The sequence below is a fragment of the Streptomyces sp. NPDC001914 genome, from assembly GCF_042891215.1.
In the GTDB taxonomy this organism is placed as follows: Bacteria; Actinomycetota; Actinomycetes; order Streptomycetales; family Streptomycetaceae; genus Streptomyces.
The window spans coordinates 34,166-54,821 of the sequence record NZ_JBIASW010000015.1; the positions used below are offsets into that span (position 1 = coordinate 34,166).

At 71.7% G+C, this 20,656-nt stretch carries 13 protein-coding genes; 5 read left to right on the forward strand and 8 right to left on the reverse strand.

Features of this window, described 5'->3' with window-relative positions; translation table 11 throughout:
• Window positions 1-27: 27 nt before the first annotated feature.
• From ACFYYF_RS32325 to ACFYYF_RS32345, 5 genes are all read right to left on the reverse strand, one after another.
• Window positions 28-789 carry an SDR family oxidoreductase gene (locus tag ACFYYF_RS32325; RefSeq protein WP_388781020.1) on the reverse strand — a complete coding sequence of 254 codons (762 nt, stop codon included), beginning with the start codon at window positions 787-789 and terminating at the stop codon, window positions 28-30.
• Between the two features lie 408 nt (window positions 790-1,197).
• Window positions 1,198-2,355: a flavodoxin-dependent (E)-4-hydroxy-3-methylbut-2-enyl-diphosphate synthase gene (gene ispG / locus ACFYYF_RS32330; protein WP_361682992.1), complete on the reverse strand. Its 1,158-nt coding sequence runs from the start codon at window positions 2,353-2,355 to the stop codon at window positions 1,198-1,200.
• 171 nt (window positions 2,356-2,526) lie between these two features.
• Window positions 2,527-3,831 carry a M50 family metallopeptidase gene (locus ACFYYF_RS32335; RefSeq protein WP_388781021.1) on the reverse strand — a complete coding sequence of 435 codons (1,305 nt, stop codon included), beginning with the start codon at window positions 3,829-3,831 and terminating at the stop codon, window positions 2,527-2,529.
• On the reverse strand, window positions 3,828-5,084 hold the full coding sequence (gene dxr, locus ACFYYF_RS32340) for a 1-deoxy-D-xylulose-5-phosphate reductoisomerase (RefSeq protein ID WP_388781022.1): 1,257 nt from the start codon (window positions 5,082-5,084) through the stop codon (window positions 3,828-3,830). The genes ACFYYF_RS32335 and dxr overlap by 4 nt, the downstream gene beginning before the upstream one ends.
• Window positions 5,085-5,397: 313 nt before the next feature.
• Window positions 5,398-7,329 carry an acyl-CoA dehydrogenase family protein gene (locus tag ACFYYF_RS32345; protein WP_388781023.1) on the reverse strand — a complete coding sequence of 644 codons (1,932 nt, stop codon included), beginning with the start codon at window positions 7,327-7,329 and terminating at the stop codon, window positions 5,398-5,400.
• 577 nt (window positions 7,330-7,906) lie between these two features.
• On the opposite strand from ACFYYF_RS32345, the gene ACFYYF_RS32350 reads away from it, so the two are divergent.
• From ACFYYF_RS32350 to ACFYYF_RS32370, 5 genes are all read left to right on the forward strand, one after another.
• Window positions 7,907-8,920: a LacI family DNA-binding transcriptional regulator gene (locus ACFYYF_RS32350; protein WP_361683000.1), complete on the forward strand. Its 1,014-nt coding sequence runs from the start codon at window positions 7,907-7,909 to the stop codon at window positions 8,918-8,920.
• Window positions 8,921-9,112: 192 nt separating this feature from the next.
• The gene (locus tag ACFYYF_RS32355) at window positions 9,113-9,883 is read left to right on the forward strand and encodes a carbohydrate-binding protein (protein WP_388781024.1); all 771 of its coding nucleotides are present in this window, start codon (window positions 9,113-9,115) and stop codon (window positions 9,881-9,883) included.
• Window positions 9,884-10,615: 732 nt separating this feature from the next.
• Complete coding sequence (locus ACFYYF_RS32360) at window positions 10,616-13,204, forward strand: CHAT domain-containing protein (RefSeq protein WP_388781025.1); 2,589 nt, start codon at window positions 10,616-10,618, stop codon at window positions 13,202-13,204.
• Between the two features lie 56 nt (window positions 13,205-13,260).
• Window positions 13,261-13,482 carry a hypothetical protein gene (locus ACFYYF_RS32365; protein WP_388781026.1) on the forward strand — a complete coding sequence of 74 codons (222 nt, stop codon included), beginning with the start codon at window positions 13,261-13,263 and terminating at the stop codon, window positions 13,480-13,482.
• On the forward strand, window positions 13,472-14,173 hold the full coding sequence (locus ACFYYF_RS32370) for a DUF6338 family protein (RefSeq protein WP_388781027.1): 702 nt from the start codon (window positions 13,472-13,474) through the stop codon (window positions 14,171-14,173). Before ACFYYF_RS32365 ends, ACFYYF_RS32370 begins: the two co-directional genes overlap by 11 nt.
• Window positions 14,174-14,341: 168 nt before the next feature.
• On the opposite strand, the gene ACFYYF_RS32375 is transcribed toward ACFYYF_RS32370, so the two are convergent.
• The 3 genes from ACFYYF_RS32375 to ACFYYF_RS32385 all read right to left on the reverse strand — a co-directional run bounded on the left by ACFYYF_RS32375 (window position 14,342) and on the right by ACFYYF_RS32385 (window position 20,623).
• Window positions 14,342-15,787, reverse strand: coding sequence for an aldehyde dehydrogenase family protein (locus ACFYYF_RS32375; protein WP_388781028.1), 1,446 nt, complete (start codon window positions 15,785-15,787; stop codon window positions 14,342-14,344).
• A 434-nt stretch (window positions 15,788-16,221) separates the two neighbouring features.
• Window positions 16,222-17,889 carry a PucR family transcriptional regulator gene (locus tag ACFYYF_RS32380; RefSeq protein WP_388781029.1) on the reverse strand — a complete coding sequence of 556 codons (1,668 nt, stop codon included), beginning with the start codon at window positions 17,887-17,889 and terminating at the stop codon, window positions 16,222-16,224.
• Window positions 17,890-18,205: 316 nt separating this feature from the next.
• Complete coding sequence (locus ACFYYF_RS32385) at window positions 18,206-20,623, reverse strand: ATP/GTP-binding protein (protein WP_388781030.1); 2,418 nt, start codon at window positions 20,621-20,623, stop codon at window positions 18,206-18,208.
• Between the last annotated feature and the right edge of the window lie 33 nt (window positions 20,624-20,656).

Below are 20,656 nucleotides of genomic sequence, written 5' to 3' on the forward strand. Positions count from 1 at the left end.
GCCCCTCGTCCTGACGGAGGGGGCCTCTCACCTGGCCACGAGCTGCTGACCGCCGTCCACGTCGAAGGTCGCTCCCGTGAGCGCTTCGTTGACCATGACGTGGACGGCGAGGGCGGCCACGTCCTCGGGGCCCACGACCCGGCGGATGGGAAGCGTGCGGCGCAGTTCGTCCCGCCGCGCTTCGAGCCGGTCGCCGAGCAGCGAGGCGGACAGGGGGGTGTCGACGAATCCGGGGGCGATGAGGTTCGCCCGGATCGGTGCGAGTTCGAGTGCCAGGTTGGCGGTGAGGGCGGGCAGGGCCGCGGTCATGGCGCCGACGATCGACATGCCGGGGCCGGGCCTGCGGCCGCCGGTGCCGCCGATGAAGATCAGGGTGCCTCCGGCCCGCACCTTGTCCCGGCTGCCGAGGGCGACGCCGAGGGTCATGGACAGGCGCTGGGCGAACGCCCGGCTCGCGTCGTCCACGTTCATCTCGTCCAGGGGCATGTAGGCCGGTTTCCCCGCGGTGAGCAGGATGTGGTCGACCGGGCCGGGCAGCTCCTCGAAGAACTCCGCGAGGCGGACGGTGTCGCTCGCGTCGAAGGCCGCGGTGGCGACCGGCTGGAGTTCGCGTGCCGCCTCCTCCAGGCGGTCGGGATTCCGGCCGACCAGGACGAGGTGCCCGCCGCCGGCGCGCACCTGCCGGGACGTCTCCCGTCCGATGCCCGCGCTGGCCCCGATCACCACGACCGTCTGGTCGGCGATGCCCGGCCCGCGGGGCGTTCCCCGCACTTCTCCGTCAGCGGTCATGGTGTGCCTCCTCGGCCGAACGACTCGGCCGTACGGTCGCGTGCGCGGGCGGCTGAGCGCCGCCCTTCGTCCGTGCCTGCGGAAACCCACGCCGGTCCGTGCGTCCGGCGCCCCCGCCCCGCCCCATCGTCACCCTCGAACCGGCACCGCGCCTGTCGACGGGCCAGCACCGGGCCGGGGCGGAGCGGGATCCGCCTTCGGCGGGGGGCGCAGAGGAGGGCGGGGCGCGGGCTGGACGCGGGGAGCGCCCAAGGGGGGCCGGAACGGCAGAGGCCCGCGGGTCCCCGCGTCCTCCCGGGAACCCCGCCGGTCCGGTGACGGATCGCGGGGGTTCCTGGATGCACGGGGCCCGTGGGCCTCGTACTGGATGCGCGGGGCCCGTGGGCCTCGTACGGAACTGCTGGGGGGTCAGCCCGCCACGGACACCGAGGGCTCGCCGGACGCGACGCCGTCGGCCTCCATCTGCTCGGCGAGCTTCATCGCCTCTTCGATCAGGGTCTCCACGATCTTCGACTCGGGGACGGTCTTGATGACCTCGCCCTTGACGAAGATCTGGCCCTTGCCGTTGCCGGAGGCGACGCCGAGGTCGGCCTCGCGGGCCTCGCCGGGACCGTTCACGACACAGCCCATGACGGCGACGCGGAGCGGGACCTCCATGCCGGTGAGGCCGGCGGTCACCTCTTCGGCCAACTTGTAGACGTCGACCTGGGCGCGGCCGCAGGACGGGCAGGAGACGATCTCCAGGCCGCGCTGGCGCAGGTTCAGCGACTGGAGGATCTGCAGGCCGACCTTGACCTCCTCGACCGGCGGGGCCGACAGGGAGACGCGGATGGTGTCGCCGATGCCCTCGGAGAGCAGGGCGCCGAAGGCGACGGCCGACTTGATGGTGCCCTGGAAGGCGGGGCCGGCCTCGGTCACGCCGAGGTGCAGCGGGTAGTCGCAGGCGGCGGCGAGCTGACGGTAGGCGTTGACCATGACGACCGGGTCGTTGTGCTTGACCGAGATCTTGATGTCACGGAAGTCGTGCTCCTCGAAGAGGGACGCCTCCCACAGCGCGGACTCGACCAGCGCCTCGGGCGTGGCCTTGCCGTACTTCTGGAGCAGCCGCTTGTCGAGGGAGCCCGCGTTGACGCCGATGCGGATCGGGGTGCCGGTGTCCTTCGCGGCCCGCGCGATCTCCTTGACCTGGTCGTCGAACTGCTTGATGTTGCCGGGGTTGACGCGGACGGCCGCGCAGCCGGCCTCGATCGCGGCGAAGACGTACTTCGGCTGGAAGTGGATGTCCGCGATGACGGGGATCTGGGACTTCCTGGCGATCGTGGCGAGCGCGTCGGCGTCGTCCTGGGTCGGACAGGCGACCCGCACGATCTGGCAGCCGGACGCGGTCAGCTCGGCGATCTGCTGGAGCGTGGCGCCGATGTCCGACGTACGCGTGGTCGTCATCGACTGCACCGAGACGGGTGCGTCTCCGCCCACGGCCACGGTCCCGACCTGGATCTGCCGGGTCTTGCGGCGCTCGGCCAGCTTGGTCGGAACGGACGGCATGCCGAGAGAAATCGCAGTCATCTGCTGTGCAACCCCAAGTTATGGATCAAGGTCCCGGAAATCGTGGGCTCCGGGCTTCGAGATTACGGTACGAGCGTGCCGGCGGGCACATCACGCCCCCGGCTCTCAAACCCACTCAATGGAAGACGGCCGGACACCCCAGGGTGCCCGGCCGTCGCCAACGCGGTATGACTAAGAGATTTTCACCGGGTTTACGACGTCCGCGATGAGGACGAGGATCGTGAAGCAGACGAAGATCCCGGCCACCACGTAGGCCACCGGCATCAGCTTCGCCACGTCGAACGGTCCCGGGTCCGGGCGGCGCAGCACCCGGGCGAGGTTCCGCCGCAGGGACTCCCACAGGGCACCCGCGATGTGCCCGCCGTCGAGCGGGAGCAGCGGGAGCATGTTGAACAGGAACAGGGAGAGGTTGAACCCGGCGACGAGCAGGAGCATCATCGCGACCTGCTGCGACGCGGGGATGTCCAGGGTGAAGACGTCGCCGCCGATGCGGGCCGCGCCGACCACGCCCATCGGGGAGTCGGCCTTGCGCGGGCCGTCACCGAAGGCCGCGTCCCACAGGTCGGGCACCTTGCCGGGCAGCGCCACCAGGGACTCGACGCCGTTCTGCATCATGTCGCCCATGCGGTCCACGGACTGGCCGAAGGACTGCTCGACGATGCCGGTGGCGGGCGTGAAGCCGAGGAAGCCGGCGTACACGTACTTGCCCTCGACGTAGCCGCCGTTGCCGTCGGTCTTGCTCACCTGGTTCTTGATCAGGTGGGCCTTCAGGTCGACCTGCTGCCCCTTGCGCTCGACGGTGATCGTGACGTCCTTGCCGGGGTTGGCCCGGATGTCGGACTGGAGGGCCGACCAGTCGTCGACCGCCTTGCCGTCGAACGCCACGATCTTGTCGCCGCCCCGCAGCCCCGCGGCCTTGGCCGGCGCCGCCTGGTCGTCCTTCGCGCACTTCGTGCGGTTCTCGCTCTGCTGGATGACGCAGTCGGAGACCTTGCCGACCGTGGTGGTCTGGGCCTGGACGCCGAACGTCATCATCACGCCGAGGAAGATCGCGACGGCCAGGATCAGGTTCATGAAGGGGCCGGCGAACATCACGATCACGCGCTTCCACGGCTTGCGCGTGTAGAAGAGGCGGGTGTCGTCCCCGGGCTTCAGTTCCTCGAAGGCGGCCGACCGGGCGTCCTCGATCATGCCCCGGAAGGGGGACGTCGAGCGGGCCTCGATCCGGCCGTCGGGGCCGGGCGGGAACATCCCGATCATGCGGATGTAGCCGCCGAGCGGAACGGCCTTGACGCCGTACTCGGTCTCGCCCTTCTTACGCGACCAGATGGTCGGCCCGAAGCCGACCATGTACTGCGGCACCCGGATGCCGAACAGTTTGGCCGTCGACAGATGTCCCAGCTCGTGCCACGCGATCGAGATCAGCAGGCCGACCACGAAGACGACTATGCCGAGGATCATCATCAGGGTCGTCATGCACGAGCCTCCGCGATTGTCGTCTGTGCCGTCAGTTCACGGGCCCGGGCGCGCGCCCAGGTCTCCGCTTCGAGGACGTCCGCGAGGGTCAGGGAAGTTCCCGTACGCGGTGTGCCGTGTTCCTCGACGACCCGGGTGACGGTCTCCATGATCCCGTTGAACGGCAGTGTGCCGTTCAGGAACGCGTCCACACACTCCTCGTTGGCGGCATTGAACACCGCCGGGGCCGTGCCCGCGAGCTGCCCCACGTGCCGGGCGAGTCCCACGGACGGGAAGGCGTCGTTGTCGAGCGGGAAGAACTCCCAGCTCGACGCCTTCGTCCAGTCGAAGGCGGGCGCCGCGTCCGGGACGCGCTCGGGCCAGCCGACACCGATGGCGATGGGCCCCCGCATGTCGGGGGGCGTCGCCTGCGCGATCGTCGAGCCGTCCGTGAATTCCACCATCGAGTGGACATACGACTGCGGGTGCACGACCACCTCAATGCGGTCGAAGGGAATGTCGTAGAGGAGGTGCGCCTCGATGACTTCCAGTCCCTTGTTGACCAGGGTCGCGGAGTTGACGGTGATGACCGGCCCCATGGCCCAGGTGGGGTGCGCGAGGGCGTCGGCCGGCTTCACGTCCGCCAGCTCCGCCTTCGTACGGCCGCGGAACGGGCCTCCGGAGGCGGTCACGACGAGCTTGCGCACATCCGCGCGCGTGCCGGAGGCCAGCGCCTGGAACAGGGCCGCGTGCTCGGAGTCGACCGGGATGATCTGGCCGGGCTTCGCCAGCGCCTTCACCAGCGGACCGCCGACGATGAGCGACTCCTTGTTGGCGAGCGCGAGGGTGCGGCCCGCCTCCAGCGCGGCGAGGGTGGGCGCGAGGCCGATGGAACCGGTGATGCCGTTGAGGACGGTGTGGCAGTGCGACGCGGCGACCTGGGTGGCCGCGTCGGGTCCGGCGAGGATCTCGGGAAGGGTCTCACCGGGTGCGTACCGAGCGGTGAGGGCCTCCCTGAGCGCCGGGACAGCGTCCTCCCGTGCCACGGCGACCGTCCTGACCCGCAGCCGGTGGGCCTGCTCGGCGAGCAGGGCGACCCTGCCGCCGGCGGCGGACAGCGCGGTGACCCGGAACCGGTCGGGGTTGCGCAGCACGAGGTCGATGGCCTGGGTGCCGATCGAGCCGGTGGATCCGAGGATCACGACATCCCGGACTCCGTTCACGGGGTCGAAGACGAGATGCGGATCAGCGAGGGGGGCTGGACTGTCGCTCATGCTCCCATTGTGGCCGCACCGCGCGGCCCGGAAGACAGGGCGTCCCTCTTTCCCACCGTCTCTCCTCGTGTCCGGCGGTGCCCGGGCGCGTCGCGGAGCCCCGGCGGGAACGTACGTGCGAGCGTGCGTCGCCGGAGACCGTGGGACCCGGGTGTCCGGCGGCGGGCGGCCGCGGCGGGGCCGCCCGCTCTACTGATCCGCAGGTCAGCGCCGGTGGCGACACGGGGACACGGCGGACGCGGCCCCGGCGGGCCGGGGCCGGCCGCGCACGGGCCGGCCGTCGGCGGGCCCGTGCGCCTTCGCGGGGCGATCGTCAGCGGATCGGCCGGTGCAGGTTCTCCCGGGTGCTCGCGCCGGGGGTGGCGTCCGCGATCCAGGGACCTTCGCCCGACGGGTCCAGGACGCCTTCCTCCAGCCAGGTGTAGGTGCCGGACAGGACACCCTTGACGACCTTGCGGTCGATGTCGTCGGTGTTCGTCCACAGGCGTCCGAACAGCTCTTCGACACGGATGCGGGACTGACGGCAGAAGGCGTCGGCGAGCTGATAGGCCTCGCGTCCGTGATCGCCCTTGGTGCGCAGCAGTTCCGCCCGTACGCAGGCCGCGCTCATCGCGAAGAGCTCGGCGCCGATGTCGACGATCCGGCCCAGGAAGCCCTGCTTGGTCTCCATCCGGCCCTGCCAGCGCGACATCGCGTAGAACGTGGACCGGGCGAGCTTGCGGGCGTTGCGCTCGACGTACCGCAGATGCGGGGAGAGATCCACGTCGTGGTCGAACTCGCTGTACGAGCGCGGGAGCTGGCCCGCGCCCGCGACCAGTTTCGGCAGCCACTTGGCGTAGAAGACACCCGCGTTCGCGCCCGCCTTCGCCTTCTCGGAGAGGGACTTGTCGGGGTCGATGAGGTCGCCGGCCACGGAGAGGTGGGCGTCGACGGCCTCCCGGGCGATCAGCAGGTGCATGATCTCCGTGGAGCCCTCGAAGATGCGGTTGATGCGCAGATCGCGCAGGAGCTGCTCGGCGGGGACCGCGCGCTCGCCGCGGGCCGCCAGCGACGCGGCCGTCTCGAAGCCGCGGCCGCCGCGGATCTGGACCAGTTCGTCGGCCATCAGGCAGGCCATCTCCGAGCCGTACAGCTTCGCGAGGGCGGCCTCGATGCGGATGTCGTTGCGGCTCTCGTCGGCCATCTGCGAGGACAGGTCGAGCACGGCCTCCAGCGCGAAGGTGGTGGCCGCGATGAAGGAGATCTTCGAGCCGACGGCCTCGTGGAGGGCGACCGGCTTGCCCCACTGCTCACGCACCGACGTCCACTCACGGGCGATCTTCAGGCACCACTTGCCGGCGCCCACGCACATCGCGGGCAGCGAGAGCCGGCCGGTGTTGAGGGTGGTGAGGGCGATCTTCAGGCCCGCCCCCTCGGGTCCGATGCGGTTGGCGGCCGGCACCCGCACCCGGTGGAAGCGCGTGACGCCGTTCTCCAGGCCGCGCAGGCCCATGAACGCGTTGCGGTTCTCGACGGTGACGCCCTCCGAGGCGGCCTCCACCACGAAGGCCGTGATGCCGCCCTTGCCGTTCTCGGACTTCGGGACGCGCGCCATGACGACGAGGAGGTCGGCGACGACGCCGTTGGTCGTCCAGAGCTTCACCCCGTCGAGGATGTAGTCGTCGCCGTCCGGAACGGCGGTCGTGGCGAGCCGCGCCGGGTCGGAGCCGACGTCCGGTTCGGTGAGCAGGAAGGCGGAGATGTCGGTACGGGCGCAGCGCGGCAGGAAGGTGTCCCGCTGCTCCTGGGTGCCGAAGAGCTTCAGCGGCTGGGGCACACCGATCGACTGATGGGCGGACAGCAGCGCGCCGAGCGCCGGGTTCACCGAGCCGACCAGGGCGAGGGCCTTGTTGTAGTAGACCTGGGTGAGGCCGAGGCCCCCGTACTTCGTGTCGATCTTCATGCCGAGCGCGCCGAGCTCCTTGAGCCCGGTGATGGTCTCGTCCGGGATCCTCGCCTCGCGCTCGATCCGGGCGGAGTCGATCTTCGTCTCGCAGAAGTCCCGCAGCTTGGCCAGGAACTCCTCGCCGCGCAGCGTGTCCTCGTCGGCCGGGAGCGGGTGCGGGTGGATCAGGTCGAGCCGGAAGCGGCCGAGGAAGAGCTCCTTCGCGAAACTGGGCTTGCGCCAGTCCTGTTCGCGCGCGGCCTCGGCGACCTGTCGGGCCTCACGTTCGGTGACTGTGGGCTTGTGGGGTGTGGCGGACATGAGGCTCACCTCGCCGCGAATAGGGATCTTGGGACAGTCCATTACCGACCGGTTCTACTCGATCGTATTTACCCGAATACGGATGACCCCACCAGTCCTCGCGCAGCGTTCGGCCCGATGCGCTCCCCCGCGAACCGGCCGCCGGTATTGCGCCGGAGGCCTGCTCCGGGGGACCGTCGGGATGCGCCGAACGGGGGAAGCGAGGACCGGCGGCCGCGGGTGCGTCGCGGCCGGTATTCACTGCTCCGCTCCGGCCGGAGATCACTGCTTGGTCCCGGCCGGGAATCACCGCTCCACCCCGGCCGGGGATCGCTGCTCCGCCCGGCCGGGATCACCGCTTGGCCCCGGTCGGGGCACACCGCCCCAGCGCGGCCCGGGTCGCCGTCGCATCACGGCCCGGCTCGCCGTCGCGCCGCGGCCGGGACATCACTGCCGCCCCTGCCGGGAAATGACTGTCGAAGCGCTTCGACAGACTATGGACACGATTCCTCCACCGAGCTAGTGTCGAGCCACCCTGAGTCGCCCCTATCGGTACCGCGCGCACTGTCGAAGCGCTTCACAAAGCTGGGAGAGCTGGATGGTCACCCTCGCCGAGGTCGCCCAGCACGCCGGAGTCTCGGCGAGCACGGTGAGCTATGTCCTCAGCGGCAAGCGGTCCATCTCCGCGACCACCCGGCAGCGGGTCGAGCGGAGCATCCAGGAACTCGGCTACCACCCGAACGCGGGCGCCCGCGCCCTGGCGAGCAACCGGTCCAACATCATCGCGCTGATGGTTCCGCTGCGCACCGACATGTACGTACCCGTGATGATGGAGATCGCCATCGCGGTGGCCACGAACGCCCGGACCCACGGTTACGACGTCCTGCTGCTCACCGGCGAGGAGGGGCCCGACGCGGTGCGCCGGGTCACCGGCAGCGGGCTCGCCGACGCGATGATCCTGATGGACGTCGAACTCGACGACGAGCGGATGCCGTTGCTGCGCGCGACGGACCAGCCGTCCGTGCTTATCGGGCTCCCCGCCGACACCGCCGGTCTGACCTGCGTGGACCTCGACTTCGGGGCGACGGGCGCGCTGTGCGCCGAGCATCTGGCGCTGCTCGGCCACCGTGACATCGCTGTCATCGGTGAGGCGCCCGCCGTCTACGAACGGCACACCGGCTTCGCCGAGCGGACGCTCGACGGACTCCGCGCCCGCTCCCGGGAGCTGGGGCTGCGCGTGCTGCACCGGCCCTGCGAGGGCGGCTACGACGCGATGGCCCTCACCCTCGCCCGCATCCTGGACGAACGCCCGGGCACCACGGGCTTCGTCGTGCAGAACGAGTCGGCGGTCGAACCGCTGCTCGCGCTGCTGCGCCAGAAGGGTCTCGCCGTCCCCGAGGACGTCTCCGTGATCGCGATCTGCCCGGACCAGGTGGCCACCCAGGCCTCGGTGCGGCTGACCTCGGTCGCCATCCCCGCTCAGGACATGGGCCGCCATGCCGTCGAGCATCTGATCGCCAAGCTCGACGGCCGCGGCAAGGACGAAGTCGTCCTGCTCGCACCCGAGTTGACGGTACGGGCGAGCACGGGGCCGGCGCCGGCCGCGCCCTGATCCGGCCTCCCGCCGGGGCGCGCACGCCGGCGCCTCCTTCACGGATCCCGCATGCCCCGCCGGGCACCGGTGTCCGCCTCACCGCGCGCTCCGCTTCGCCCGCGCCGCCCTGTCCGTACCCCGCCGCACGCCCCCGCCTCAGCACCTCGCCTTCAGGACCCCGCTTCAGGACCCCGCTTCAGGAGCATCCACGTGAATCAGTCCACCGCCATCCAGCCCCAGGTCAGCCTCGCGCAGTCCTCCCCGACCGTCGGCACGTTCCGTGAACGGGACGGTGCGCTGGAGTGGAGCGGCCGCACGGAGACCGTCCGGATCGAGCCGTGGGGTCCCGATGCCGTGCGGGTCCGTGCGCGGCTCGGCGGCCCCCTGCTCGAAGGGCTGCCCGGAGCGCTGCTCGACGCGCCGGAGGACACCGCGAGCACCCTGGAACTCGCGGGCGGCGAGGGCCGGCTGACGGTGGGGGCCGTGGAGTTCTGGGACGTGGCACAGGGCCGCCGACGCCTTGAGCCGGGCCCGTACGAGCTGCTGGTCGGGGCGTCCAGCGAGGACGTCCGCCTGTCCGCGACCCTCGAACTCGACGGCGAGCCGGGCGTGTTCCGCCCGATGCGCGAACGGGGTCTGGAGGCAGCCGACTTCGACGAGCAGCGCGGCACCGCGATCGTCGACCGCACGAGGACGACGGGCGACGCGGTGACCCCGTCGGACGGCGACGCGGGTGAACTCCTCTACCTGGGCTGCGACTTCGGAGCGGGCGTCACGGGTGTCGCGGTCGAGGTGGCGGGCGAGGGCGTGGTCGAGGTCTCACTGGACGGCGAGCTGGGTGCGGAACTCCGGGTGAGCGGGACCGGTGGCGTCTACGACTACCGAACCCTCACCGGCGCGTTCACCGCCGAGGGCGTGCACGACGTCCGCATCGGACTGCGCGGCCGGGTCCGGCTCGCGCACGTCGGTTTCTCCGGTTGAGGGTCCGGAGAAACCGGCACAGGGGCCCGGCACCGGAAGGCATCGGTGCCGGGCCCCCTCTCCGACGACGTTAGCTGAAAACGATTGTCACTAGACACGCCGTTTTCGGTCAGGTCCGACGTGCCCGCACCGGACACGGTCGCGGACACCTCGCCGAGCGGAAACACCGCAGCCGCTCGTCGCGGGAACGCTTCCTCGGCGGCAGGCAACTGCCCGCCGCCTCCTCTCCCGTGTTGCCGTGGGAACGCGGGAGGAAGAGAGGACTTATCTCAAGGAGACCGGGACCCACAATCCCAGGTGGGCTCGGCACTATGGCTGCCGAGCCCATCCGGCGGCCGCGACTCCCGCGTCCCGCTGCGGAGCAAGGGGTGGGGTCGCGCCCGCTACCCATTCGCGACTGGGCAGCGAGTCAGCAAGGCCCCGCACCAGCGCTCTCCTGCGTGCCCTGCTCGTCCCCACCCACCTCGAAGTCAACCGCTGACGGATGATCAAGATCCAAGGCGTCCGCCCGCGACCAGCACAAGCACACCGGCCGAACACCACGCCATACCTTCTGACCAGCCCGTTCGAAGTTGACGAAGGCTCAGCCAACAGGGGCAACGGCCCTGTCGAGTCGCTGTTTGCCGGACCGTTCGCCGCAGTACGCTTTTACCGATTCCGCCCCTCTCGTCGCTCTATATCCGTAAGCTCGCTGCCCAACGCCCCGGCACGCAGCGGGCGGGAGGGGGCGCGGTGACAGAGGCGGACAGGCAGCGGGAGACACCTGCCGAGAAGGCACCCGTTCGGTTTTCGTGGAAGGCGTGTGCCGGTGCAGCGCTCTTCGGGTATCTCGTCTCCCGCGCGTTCATGGGTGGTGCGTGGTATCCGCCGGTCGTGCTTCTTGTCGTGTTGCTTGCCATCCTCCTCGTCCCCGCCGTGCGGCAGAGCCGACAAGGAGCCATGGTCGGCATCGGCGCGGTCCGGCGCGATGCCGTGCGCCTGGAGCCCCTGACCCGTCGGCTCCAGCGGGCGATGGAACTGGGAGAGGCCGGCGATCTCGCCGCCGCCGGCGAGCTGATCGACTCCGTTGCCGATCACCCGGACTTGGCGCGGCATCCGTTGCTGGTCGCGAACGTGGCACTCTTGCGCAGCGACATCGCCATGGCGCAGGGTGATTTGCCCACCGCCGAACGGGAGGCGGTCGTCGCGGTCCGCCACCACGAGCAGGGCGCAAACCGTTCCACGCGATCCGAAACGCTGGAGAAGCTCGGCAAGATCCAGTTCATGATGGGTCGAAAGGAGGACGCCCACCGCACTCTGACACAGGCCCTGGAGGTCGGCGGAGGGTACATGTACCGTCTCAGCCGGGTGCGCGCCGAGCTCTATCTCTGCAACATCGCTTTGGACACCGACGACATCCCCGCCGCGATCGAACACGCCATGATCGCGCGCAAGCTCGCCGCCAAGTGGCGCTGCCGACCGCAGCACGCGAGCGCGTGTGACCTGCTCGCTATCATGGCACTCGCCGAGAATCGCACCGAGGACGCCGCTCGTTGGACCGCCGAAGCCTCTCGAGTGCTGACGCACGACGACTGCACTCTGCCCGTTCGCGTGCGTCACCTGATCACCACCGCGCTCGTGGCGCACGCCCACGGCGACGACCGGGAGGCCCTCGACGCCTACCTGGCCATGATGCGCGGCGTCGCCGAACTACGCGCCGGTTGGGGCTGGCGCGACGCGCAGAGTTTCTTTGTCGACCTCTACAGCGAGCATGAGTTCACTGCGTACGCCACCGCCCACACACTCCACCTCCGTGGTGACCAGAACGCCGTGCATGCCTTCGCGTCGCTTCTGGAGCTCGGTAACCGGACCGCGTTGCGCCGCATGCTCAGAGGCGAATTGATCCTGCGGGCACCTGACGACATGGAGCAGGAGGGCATGGCCGAGATCGTCGGGCTGCTGACCACTCTCGCCAGTGCCGAGGGCACGATGGCACCAGGGGCGACGCGGGCCGCCGAAGTACAGGCGTCGACCTCGTCTGCGAATACCGGGCAACGACAGGTGGCGCAGGCGTATGAACGCCTGGAAACGCTGGTTTCACTACGGTTCCGGTGGGCGCTGAGCGCACAGGACGAGGGGCAGGAGGAAGACCCGCGCGCCTACGCGAGGCGTTGGGACAGCCATGTCCTGCACGTGCGACTCGTCCGCAACGACAGCATGAGCTGCATCGCCGGGCTATGGACCGATCCGGACGGTACGCAGCATCCGTTCCTGCACCCGGTCCAGGGTGCCGCTGGGGTACTGCTCGGCGAGATCACCGGCATCGAGGAACTGCGCCAGGGCCCGACGAGTCCCGCGCCCTCCCAAGCTCCGCCGGACGTCGCAGACACGGAGAAGGTCCGCGCCGAAGCTCCCGATTGGCGCACGACAGCCCGCTTCCGCCACCTGACCGGCCGAGACATCGCCCCCTGGGCGACCCTGGCCCGGCTCCTGCTGCCTCCCGACCTGTTGGATCTGCTGCGTTGCGCCACCCCCGCGGAGGCAGTGCCCAAACTGCTGGTCGTCCCCGACTCGCTTCTGTGGCGGGTGCCTTGGGCCGCGCTGAGCGTCGAACCGGACGATCCGGAAGGCTACGTGCTGGACCGCGCGGTCTTGGCCATGCTGCCCAGCCTGTCCCTCGCCAACAGCGCGGCCCCGGGTGCGGCCGAGGCGCCTGGGGAGTCCGGCCCCGCCGGGAACCGCGCCTTCACCTACCTCGCCGGCGTCGATGCCGAGGGGCTGGACCTCGAACGCGGCGCTTTCGATGCCGCGTACGGCACCGGCGTGGTCCATGCCCGAACACCCTCCGAGCTGCTGGCAGTACTCGGCCCGAACGGGGCCGGGTTCTCGCTCGGTGCCGCCTCCGTGCACGGAAACGACAGCCCCGGACTCGCCCATGCGCTACGCCTGGACCGACAAACCCAGCTTTCGGCTGCCCGCATGCTCACGCTTCGTTTCCCACGAACCTTCCTCATCAACGCATGTCTCTCCGCCGAACTCGACGAGCGCCGGGGCACGGACCCACTCGGCATCCCGACCGTCGCCCTGTGCCGGGGCGCTGAGACGGTCATCGGCGGGATCTTCCCGCTACCGGACGGCAGGGCGAAGAACCCCCGGTACAGCCACCCCACCGCCCGCATCCTGGCCATCCTCTACCGGCTTCTCGCGGAGGGGGTCCCGCCCTCGACGGCCCTGCGTGCCGCCCAACGGCAGTTCCGCGCCGAAGTCGGCCCGGTGCCGCCACGGTTGTGGGCCGGTCTGGTCAGCCTCACCACGACATTCGACGACCCGCACCGGCCCTGAAAGCCACCAGCACCGCACCATCGCACCCTCGCTTCTGAACCGGAAGGACACTCCCCATGGCGACCGAGCACCCCCAACCCCCGTACACGCCTGGGCTCGACGCCTCCGGTGAGCCCGGCATCGAGGACTGGGAGGACGAGTTCGGCTTTGACGACCGGCAGTTCGTCGTGGAGGACCTCGCCGACGAACCCGACGCCGAGCTGCCGCCGGCCGTGACCGGTGCGCCGCCTACCCCGTCCGGGGAACCAGGCTCTCAGGGACAGCCGCATGCCCAGTAGCGTCATCGCCGCGGTGATCCTCCTTGCCGCGATGACGCCGGGGTTCGCGTTCCACCAGGCACTGCGCCGCTACCGTCCGCAGGACACACGGTCGTCGACGATCGAAGTCGTTCAGCTGTTCAGCGTCGGTGCGCTGGCGACCTGCACCGGACTGCTGCTGACGCTGCTCGCCGGGGAAGTCGTCAGCTTCCTCGTTCCGCTCGACGCCCTCCCGAAGGCGTCAGCCGACTTCCAAGACCGTCCCTGGTCATGGATCGTTGCCGGGCTGTTGACCATGTCGCTGAGCCTGGCACTCAGCGTCCTGGCCGGGCTGTGCGCCGGACGGATGTCACCCAAGCGCACGGGCGCCGGGCTGCGGGACGGCACCGTGGCCGCGCACGCCCTCACCTACCGGGCCGGCCCGGACAAGACGCTGAAGCCCTTCATCGCCGTCGAACTCTCCGACGGGCGCCTGGTGGAAGGCTACGTACGCTACGTGTCGACAGATCCGGACCCGGCACGGCGCGACCTTGTCCTCCAGCGCCCGATCGCCTGGACCGGACCGGGTGACATCCCACGCACGCGCTCCGACGCGGTGTGTGTCCTCATACCAGGGGCACTTGTACGCGTCATGCACATCAGCTACCCACCACGACCGACGCCGGCGCCTGACCCCGCCATCGTGCCGTCACCGAGCGGCGCGACCCCCTGACGCGGAAGACGGGCAGCTGAGGGCCCCGGCAGGCGGGCGAGCATCGCGGGCCCGCCCGCCTGCGGTGCGAACTCAATCCGACATCCTCGGAGGTCAGGACGCCGGAAACACCACCGGCCCGAGCCCCCGCACAGTGGGCTCGGGCCGGCGGCCTCGGGTGGGTCTTCGTCAGAGGGCGAGGCCCGTCAGCACGAGCACGCGCTCGTAGGTGTAGTCGTCCATCGCGAACTTGACGCCCTCGCGGCCGACACCGGACTGCTTGGCGCCGCCGTACGGCATCTGGTCGGCGCGGTAGGACGGGACGTCGCCGATCACGACGCCGCCCACCTCCAGGGCGCGGTGCGCGCGGAACGCGGTCTGCAGGTCGTGCGTGAACACGCCCGTCTGGAGGCCGTACTTGGAGTTGTTGGCGGCCTCGAAGGCAGCGGCTTCGCCGTCCACCTTCTGCACGGTCAGGACCGGTCCGAAGACCTCCTCGCAGGAGATCGTGACGTCGGCCGGAACGTCGGCGAGGACGGTCGGGGCGTAGGACGCGCCGTCGCGCTTGCCGCCGGTGAGCAGCGTGGCGCCGGCCGCGACGGCCTCGTCCACCCACGACTCGACGCGCTCGGCCGCGGCCTCGCTGACCAGCGGGCCGACGTCCGTCTTGTCGTCGGACGGGTCACCGGTGACCTGGGCCTCGACGGCGGCGACGATGCGCGGCAGGAGCCGCTCGTACACCGCGGCGTCCGCGATCACGCGCTGCACCGAGATGCAGGACTGGCCGCCCTGGTAGTTGGAGAAGGTCGCGATCCGGGTCGCGGCCCAGTCGAGGTCCGCGTCGCTCGCGAAGTCGGCGAGGACGACGGCCGCGCCGTTGCCGCCCAGCTCCAGGGTGCAGTGCTTGCGCGGCACCGAGTCCATGATCGCGTAACCGACCGTCTCGGAACCGGTGAAGGAGATGACGGGAAGGCGCTCGTCCTGGACCAGGGCGGGCATCTTGTCGTTGGCGACCGGGAGGATCGACCAGGAGCCGGCCGGCAGGTCGGTCTCGGCCAGCAGGTCACCGAGGATCAGGCCGGACAGCGGGGTCGCGGGCGCCGGCTTCAGGATGATCGGGGCACCCGCGGCGATCGCCGGGGCGACCTTGTGGGCGCACAGGTTCAGCGGGAAGTTGAAGGGCGCGATACCGAGGACGACACCCTTGGGGAAGCGGCGCGTGAGGGCGAGCCGGCCCTGGCCGCCCAGGTCGGTGTCGAGGCGCTGCGCCTCGCCGCCGTTGAAGCGGCGGGCCTCCTCCGCGGCGAACCGGAACACCGACACCGCGCGGCCGACCTCGCCGCGGGCCCACTTGATCGGCTTGCCGTTCTCGGCGGAGATGAGCTGCGCGATCTCCTCGGTGCGCTCGGCCAGTCGGCGCGAGACGTGGTCGAGGGCGGCGGCGCGCACGTGGGCCGGGGTCGCGGCGAACTCGTCGCGTACGGCGTACGCGGCGGCCACGGCTTCCTCGACCTGGGCCTCGGTGGGCACGCTGACCTGGCCGACGAGGCGGCCGTCCCACGGCGAGGTGACGTCGAAGGTGGCCTCACCGGTGGCCTGGCGGCCGGCGAGCCAGAAGGCGTGGGTGGCCCCCACAACATTTTCCTGGGGCATGTGCGAGTCCCGGCCCTTCCGTAAGGGGTGACGATGGGGGTGTTCCTGCTGGTTTCCTGCTGGTGCTGCTCTCCCGACCACGGTAGGGCCGCGACCAGCACGGGTCGTTTGTCCGACGCGTAACAGTCGGGGGGCCGGGTGCGCCGGTTTGGACTGATCGGTGAGGGTCCGGGGGCCGGATCGCCGCGGATGCCGCCCGACGGGACAAGCGGGCCACCGACCCGGGCCGCCGACCCCGGCCGCCGACCCGGGCCCCCACAGGTCAGCCGTGCCCGGTCACCGCGCGACCGCCGCCCCGGACCGCCGTTCCGGACCGCCGCCCCGGGTCTCCGCCCTCCGGGCGGGATCTCCGGCTGTCAGGAACGCGGTGAGCCGGAGTGCTCCGGGGCGAACCAGCCCAATCGCCCGGAACCCGTTCACTCCCCCGGTGTCGCCGTGGCCTTCAGGGCCAGCCAGAGTTCCATCCGCACGTCCGGGTCGTCCAGGGAGCGGCCGAGGATCTCCTCGACCCTGCGCATGCGGTAGCGCAGCGTGTGCCGGTGGACGCCCAGGTCGGCGGCCGCCGCGTCCCACTGCCCGTGCCGGGACAGCCAGGCCCGCAGCGAGGCGACGAGGTCCCCCCGGCCGGTGGCGTCGTGTTCGTGCAGGGCCCGCAGGAGCCCGTCGGCGAACGCCCGCACGGCGTCGTCCGCGAGCAGCGGCAGTACGGACCCGGCCGCCAGCTCCTCGTGCTCGACGAGGAACCTGCCCCGCCGCCGGGCGACGGACAGGGCCTGTTCGGCCTGCTTGTAGGCGGCGCGGGCGGCGATCGGTCCGGCGGGGGCCGAGAGCCCGACGACGAGTTCGTCCTCGTCGCCCGCGGCCCCGGCGGAGGGCTCGCGGGGGAGGGCCCGCGCGGACTCCAGTCCGGCGGCGTACTCCCCGCAGGCCGCGACCGCGGCGCCGCCGTCCACGGCGAGCACCACCAGTCGCTCCCCGTCGGGCACGACGAGCACGGACTCCCCCGAACGCACCGCGGCGGACTCGACGGCCTCCGCGAAGCCGCCCAGCGGATCGCCCTGGACGCCGGGCAGGGCGGCGGCGGTCTTCGAGGGCGCGGCGGCGCCCACCCGCGCGTGCCCGTCGGCGTGCGCGCGGCCGGCCGACCCGGACACCGACTCCGCGATGATCAGCCGGAAGGGGGCGTCGAGCAGTTCGCCGTAGAGGTCCCCGGCGACGGCCCGCGCGTGGTCGGACTCCCCGGCGAGCAGCATGCCGAGCACGGCCGCGCCGATCCGCTGCTCGGCGGCGTGCAGGGACCGCGAGCGTTCGGTGGTCAGGGTCAGCAGGGCGATGGCCGAGTGCACGGCGTAGCGCTCGGCGGTGCCGAGGGCGCCGGCGGTTCCGACGGCGAGGGCGGCGCGTGGCCGGCGCCCCGTTCCGAGGGAGTGCAGTTCGACGCGGTCCTCCCCGCCCACCACGGAGCTCGCGGGGGCGGGCCGTTCGCGCAGCCGCTCCACGTCCGGGGTGAGCCGCGCGGCGCGGCGTCCCGCCCAGTCCGGTGCGGCGGCGACGACGGCGCCGGACGCGTCGTAGAGCGCCGCCCATCCGTCGACCTGTCCGGCGAGTGCGGTGAGCAGCCCCTCGGGGCCGTCGTTCAGGGCCTGCTTGGTGAGTTCGCGCTGTGCCGCGAACCCCGCCGTCACGGCACGGTACTGGTCCGCTGCGATGGCGGCGGACACGGCTTTGCTGATGGCGAGGAAGGGGGTGCGCCGGGGCACTTCGAGGAGCGGCAGTCCCTCTTCCTCGGCCGCGTCGACGAGGGCCTTCGGGATCTCGTCGTAGTTGACCCCGACGGCGAAGCCGATCCCGACAACCCCGGCGCCGGCCAGCCGCTTCACGTACCGCCGCATGACCTCGGGGTCGTCCGCGTCCAGCTTGAGCGCGGTGATCAGCAGCAGTTCCCCGCCCTCCATGTACGGCACGGGGTCGGCGAGCTCGCTGACATGGGCCCAGCGGACGGGCACGTCCAGGCGGTCCTCGCCCGCACGCACCGTGAGCTTGAGCGCGGAGTGGTGGACGAGCGAGGCGAGCGTGGGGGGCATGGGGCCTTCAGGTCGGTGTGAGCTCGGTGATCTCTGTGATCTTTTGGCCGTGGCGTATGAACGGCCTGTGTCGATTCTGCCTCACCGTACGGTCTCCGTGTGCGCTCATCCCCGTACGGGCTGGTCAGCGGGTCCGGATGTCCGTACAACCGGCCGCCGCCGTCCGTACGTCCACGGACCATTCGCCCGGCAGCCCGCCGACCATTCGCCCGGACGGCCGCCGCCATCCGTACACCCGCGAACCATTCGCCCAGCAGCCCGCCGACCAGGCGTCCGGGCCGGCCGTCGATTCCGCCTCCGCGCGGCCGGGCCGCCCTCAGCCCCGCAGATCCACCAGCAGCGGCGGGGCGTGTTCCCCCTTCACGCTGGTCAGCGACAGTACGGCGTGGCCGGGCGGGACCGCGTGCGCCAGTTCGGAGGCGGACCAGCGCTCCCGCTCGACCTGGCGCACGGTCACGGCGTCCGTGGTCACCGCCTTGCCGGTCACCAGCTTGCGCAGGGCGTGGATGGCCCGGGTCATGGGCTGGTCGGCGAAGACGGTGTGCTGGGCCACGTCCTTCGTCTCCACCCACTCGGTGCCCCAGGACTCGGCGAACCGGCCGCCGTCCCAGGTCGTGACGCCGGAGAAGGCCATGCGGCAGCCGACCGCCCCGTACAGCGGCCCGTGAAGGGCCTCGGGGATGTCGCCGATGGTCCGCAGGGTGAGGACCACCCCGGCGTTGTGGGTCCGCAGGCCCTGGATGCGGCGTACGGTCTCGGCGGTCAGGGCGCCGGTCGCGTCGTCGAGGACCAGGCAGGCGAAGTGCCCGCGCCGGTCGCCGCCGCGCACGACGGCGGCGAACTGGGCGAGCAGCAGCCGGGTGACGAGCTGGGACGCCTCCTCGTAGCCGCGTTGCGGCAGGTCGACGCGGACGCGCAGCGGATGATGGGCCACCGCCCGCAGCGAGAACGGCCGGGCGCTCCCGCCGGAGCCGAAGAAGTCGGCGAAGACGGGCCGGTCCAGCAGTGCCAGCCGGTCGGCCAGCACGGGGCCGGGGTCGTTCGGGCCGCCGCTCTGCCGCAGCCGTGCCTCCAGCTCGCGGAGCATCGCGGGGTGGCCCCCGGCCGACAGGTCCTGCCGCAGCGGCTCCAGCAGCGCGGGCGCTCCTTCGAGCAGTTCGCGCAGCACGGGGACGGTGGGGAACGTGCCGTGCACGGCACGGTAGGGGCCGAGCAACTGGGCCAGGGCGGTGGCGGCGCGCCGGACGTCGACGCCGTCGGCGCCGCCGACCAGGCCCTCGGCGAGGAACGCGGCGGCTTCGTCGGCGTCGTCGCAGTCGGCGTACAGGTCCAGGTCGTGGACGGAGTCGGGGTCACCGAGCTTCACGACGACGTCGTACGAGGCGTCGGGGCCGACCGGTGTCCCGGCGGCGGCCACGACGACGACGGCGCAGCGCGCGGTGAGTGCCTGGAGTCCGAGGGATTCGGCGACGGGCCCGACGAGGTGGCGGGTCTTCCCGGAACCTGCGGGGCCGACGGCGAGGAGCGAGGTGCCGAGCGTCACCGGGCCGAGGGCGGCGCCCGCGCCGGAGTAGGCGGACGGGGTGCGCTCCCTGGCGACCCACCGGCCGAGCCGCACCTGGGCGGCGAGCAGGTCGTGCGAGGCGGCGCGGACGGGCAGGTCGCGGGCTCCGGAGGGATGGGTCCAGGCCGCTGCGCCGCGGCGCAGCACGGTGTCGCCGAAGGCGCCGAGCCGTCCCTCGCGCTTGGCCGTGGTCCAGGCGCGGAGGATCCGCGCGCAGTCGACGTCGTTCATCCGTTCGGTCAGCATCTCGGAGGACAGCAGGTCCGCCGCCTTGTGCTGGCCGGCCGCCCTCAGTTCGGGCCATTCGGCCGGGGGTCCGGACGGCTCCTCCGGCTCGGCCGGGGCCGCCGCCGCGGTGCCCGCCGCGGCCGGCCGGGAACCGAAGCGCTCCTTGGCGAGCGGCCACCAGCCGCCCAGCCTGGCGAAGGGCAGCAGGACGAGCGCGGTGATCAGCGCGTAGATGCCGTACGTGAGGGTCAGCGACGCGAACACCTCGTGGCCGCCGCCGATCAGCGCCACCAGGGACAGCACCGGATTGACGATCGGCAGGGGCTCCCACCCGACGCCGGGGAAGGCGTCCGGCCAGACGAACGTGAGGGTCAGGAGGGCCGCCAGGGCCGCGATGACGGCCCGCCCGGGCTGCGCCCGCCGCACGACGAAGTGATGGGCGACCTCGCGCCAGCTTCCGAGGCGTCCCATCGTGTAGACCAGCGCCGCGAAGAAGACGCCGTCGTAGACGACGCCGGCGTCCACGCCCTGCCAGGTCTTCGGGGCCGTCGTCCCGCCCCACCACCAGTCCTCCGGCGTGAACAGTTTCAGCACGACCAGTTGGTAGGGGACGGCCCCCCGGCGCCACAGGGACCAGACGACGAGCCCGATCACCAGGGGGATCACCAGGCCGACGATCGTCACGGAGGGCAGGCGCCGGCTCTCCTTCGGCGCCCGGGGGGCGACGTATCCGTACCGCCAGATGCCGAGGGCGGCGTCGGGGCGGGGCGCGTTGAGCCAGTCGCGCACGGCGGGGCGGGCCGCGGGCGCGGCGGACGGCACGGGCGGAGGGCTCGCGGGCCTGGGCGGAGCGCCCCCGGGGACGGCCCCGGGGGGTGCGGCCGGACGAGGCACGGGATCGGCATGCGTGCCACGTGCGTCGCGCGTACCGTCGAAGTCCATCGTGTGCGCCCCCTGACCAGCCAGTCCGCCTGT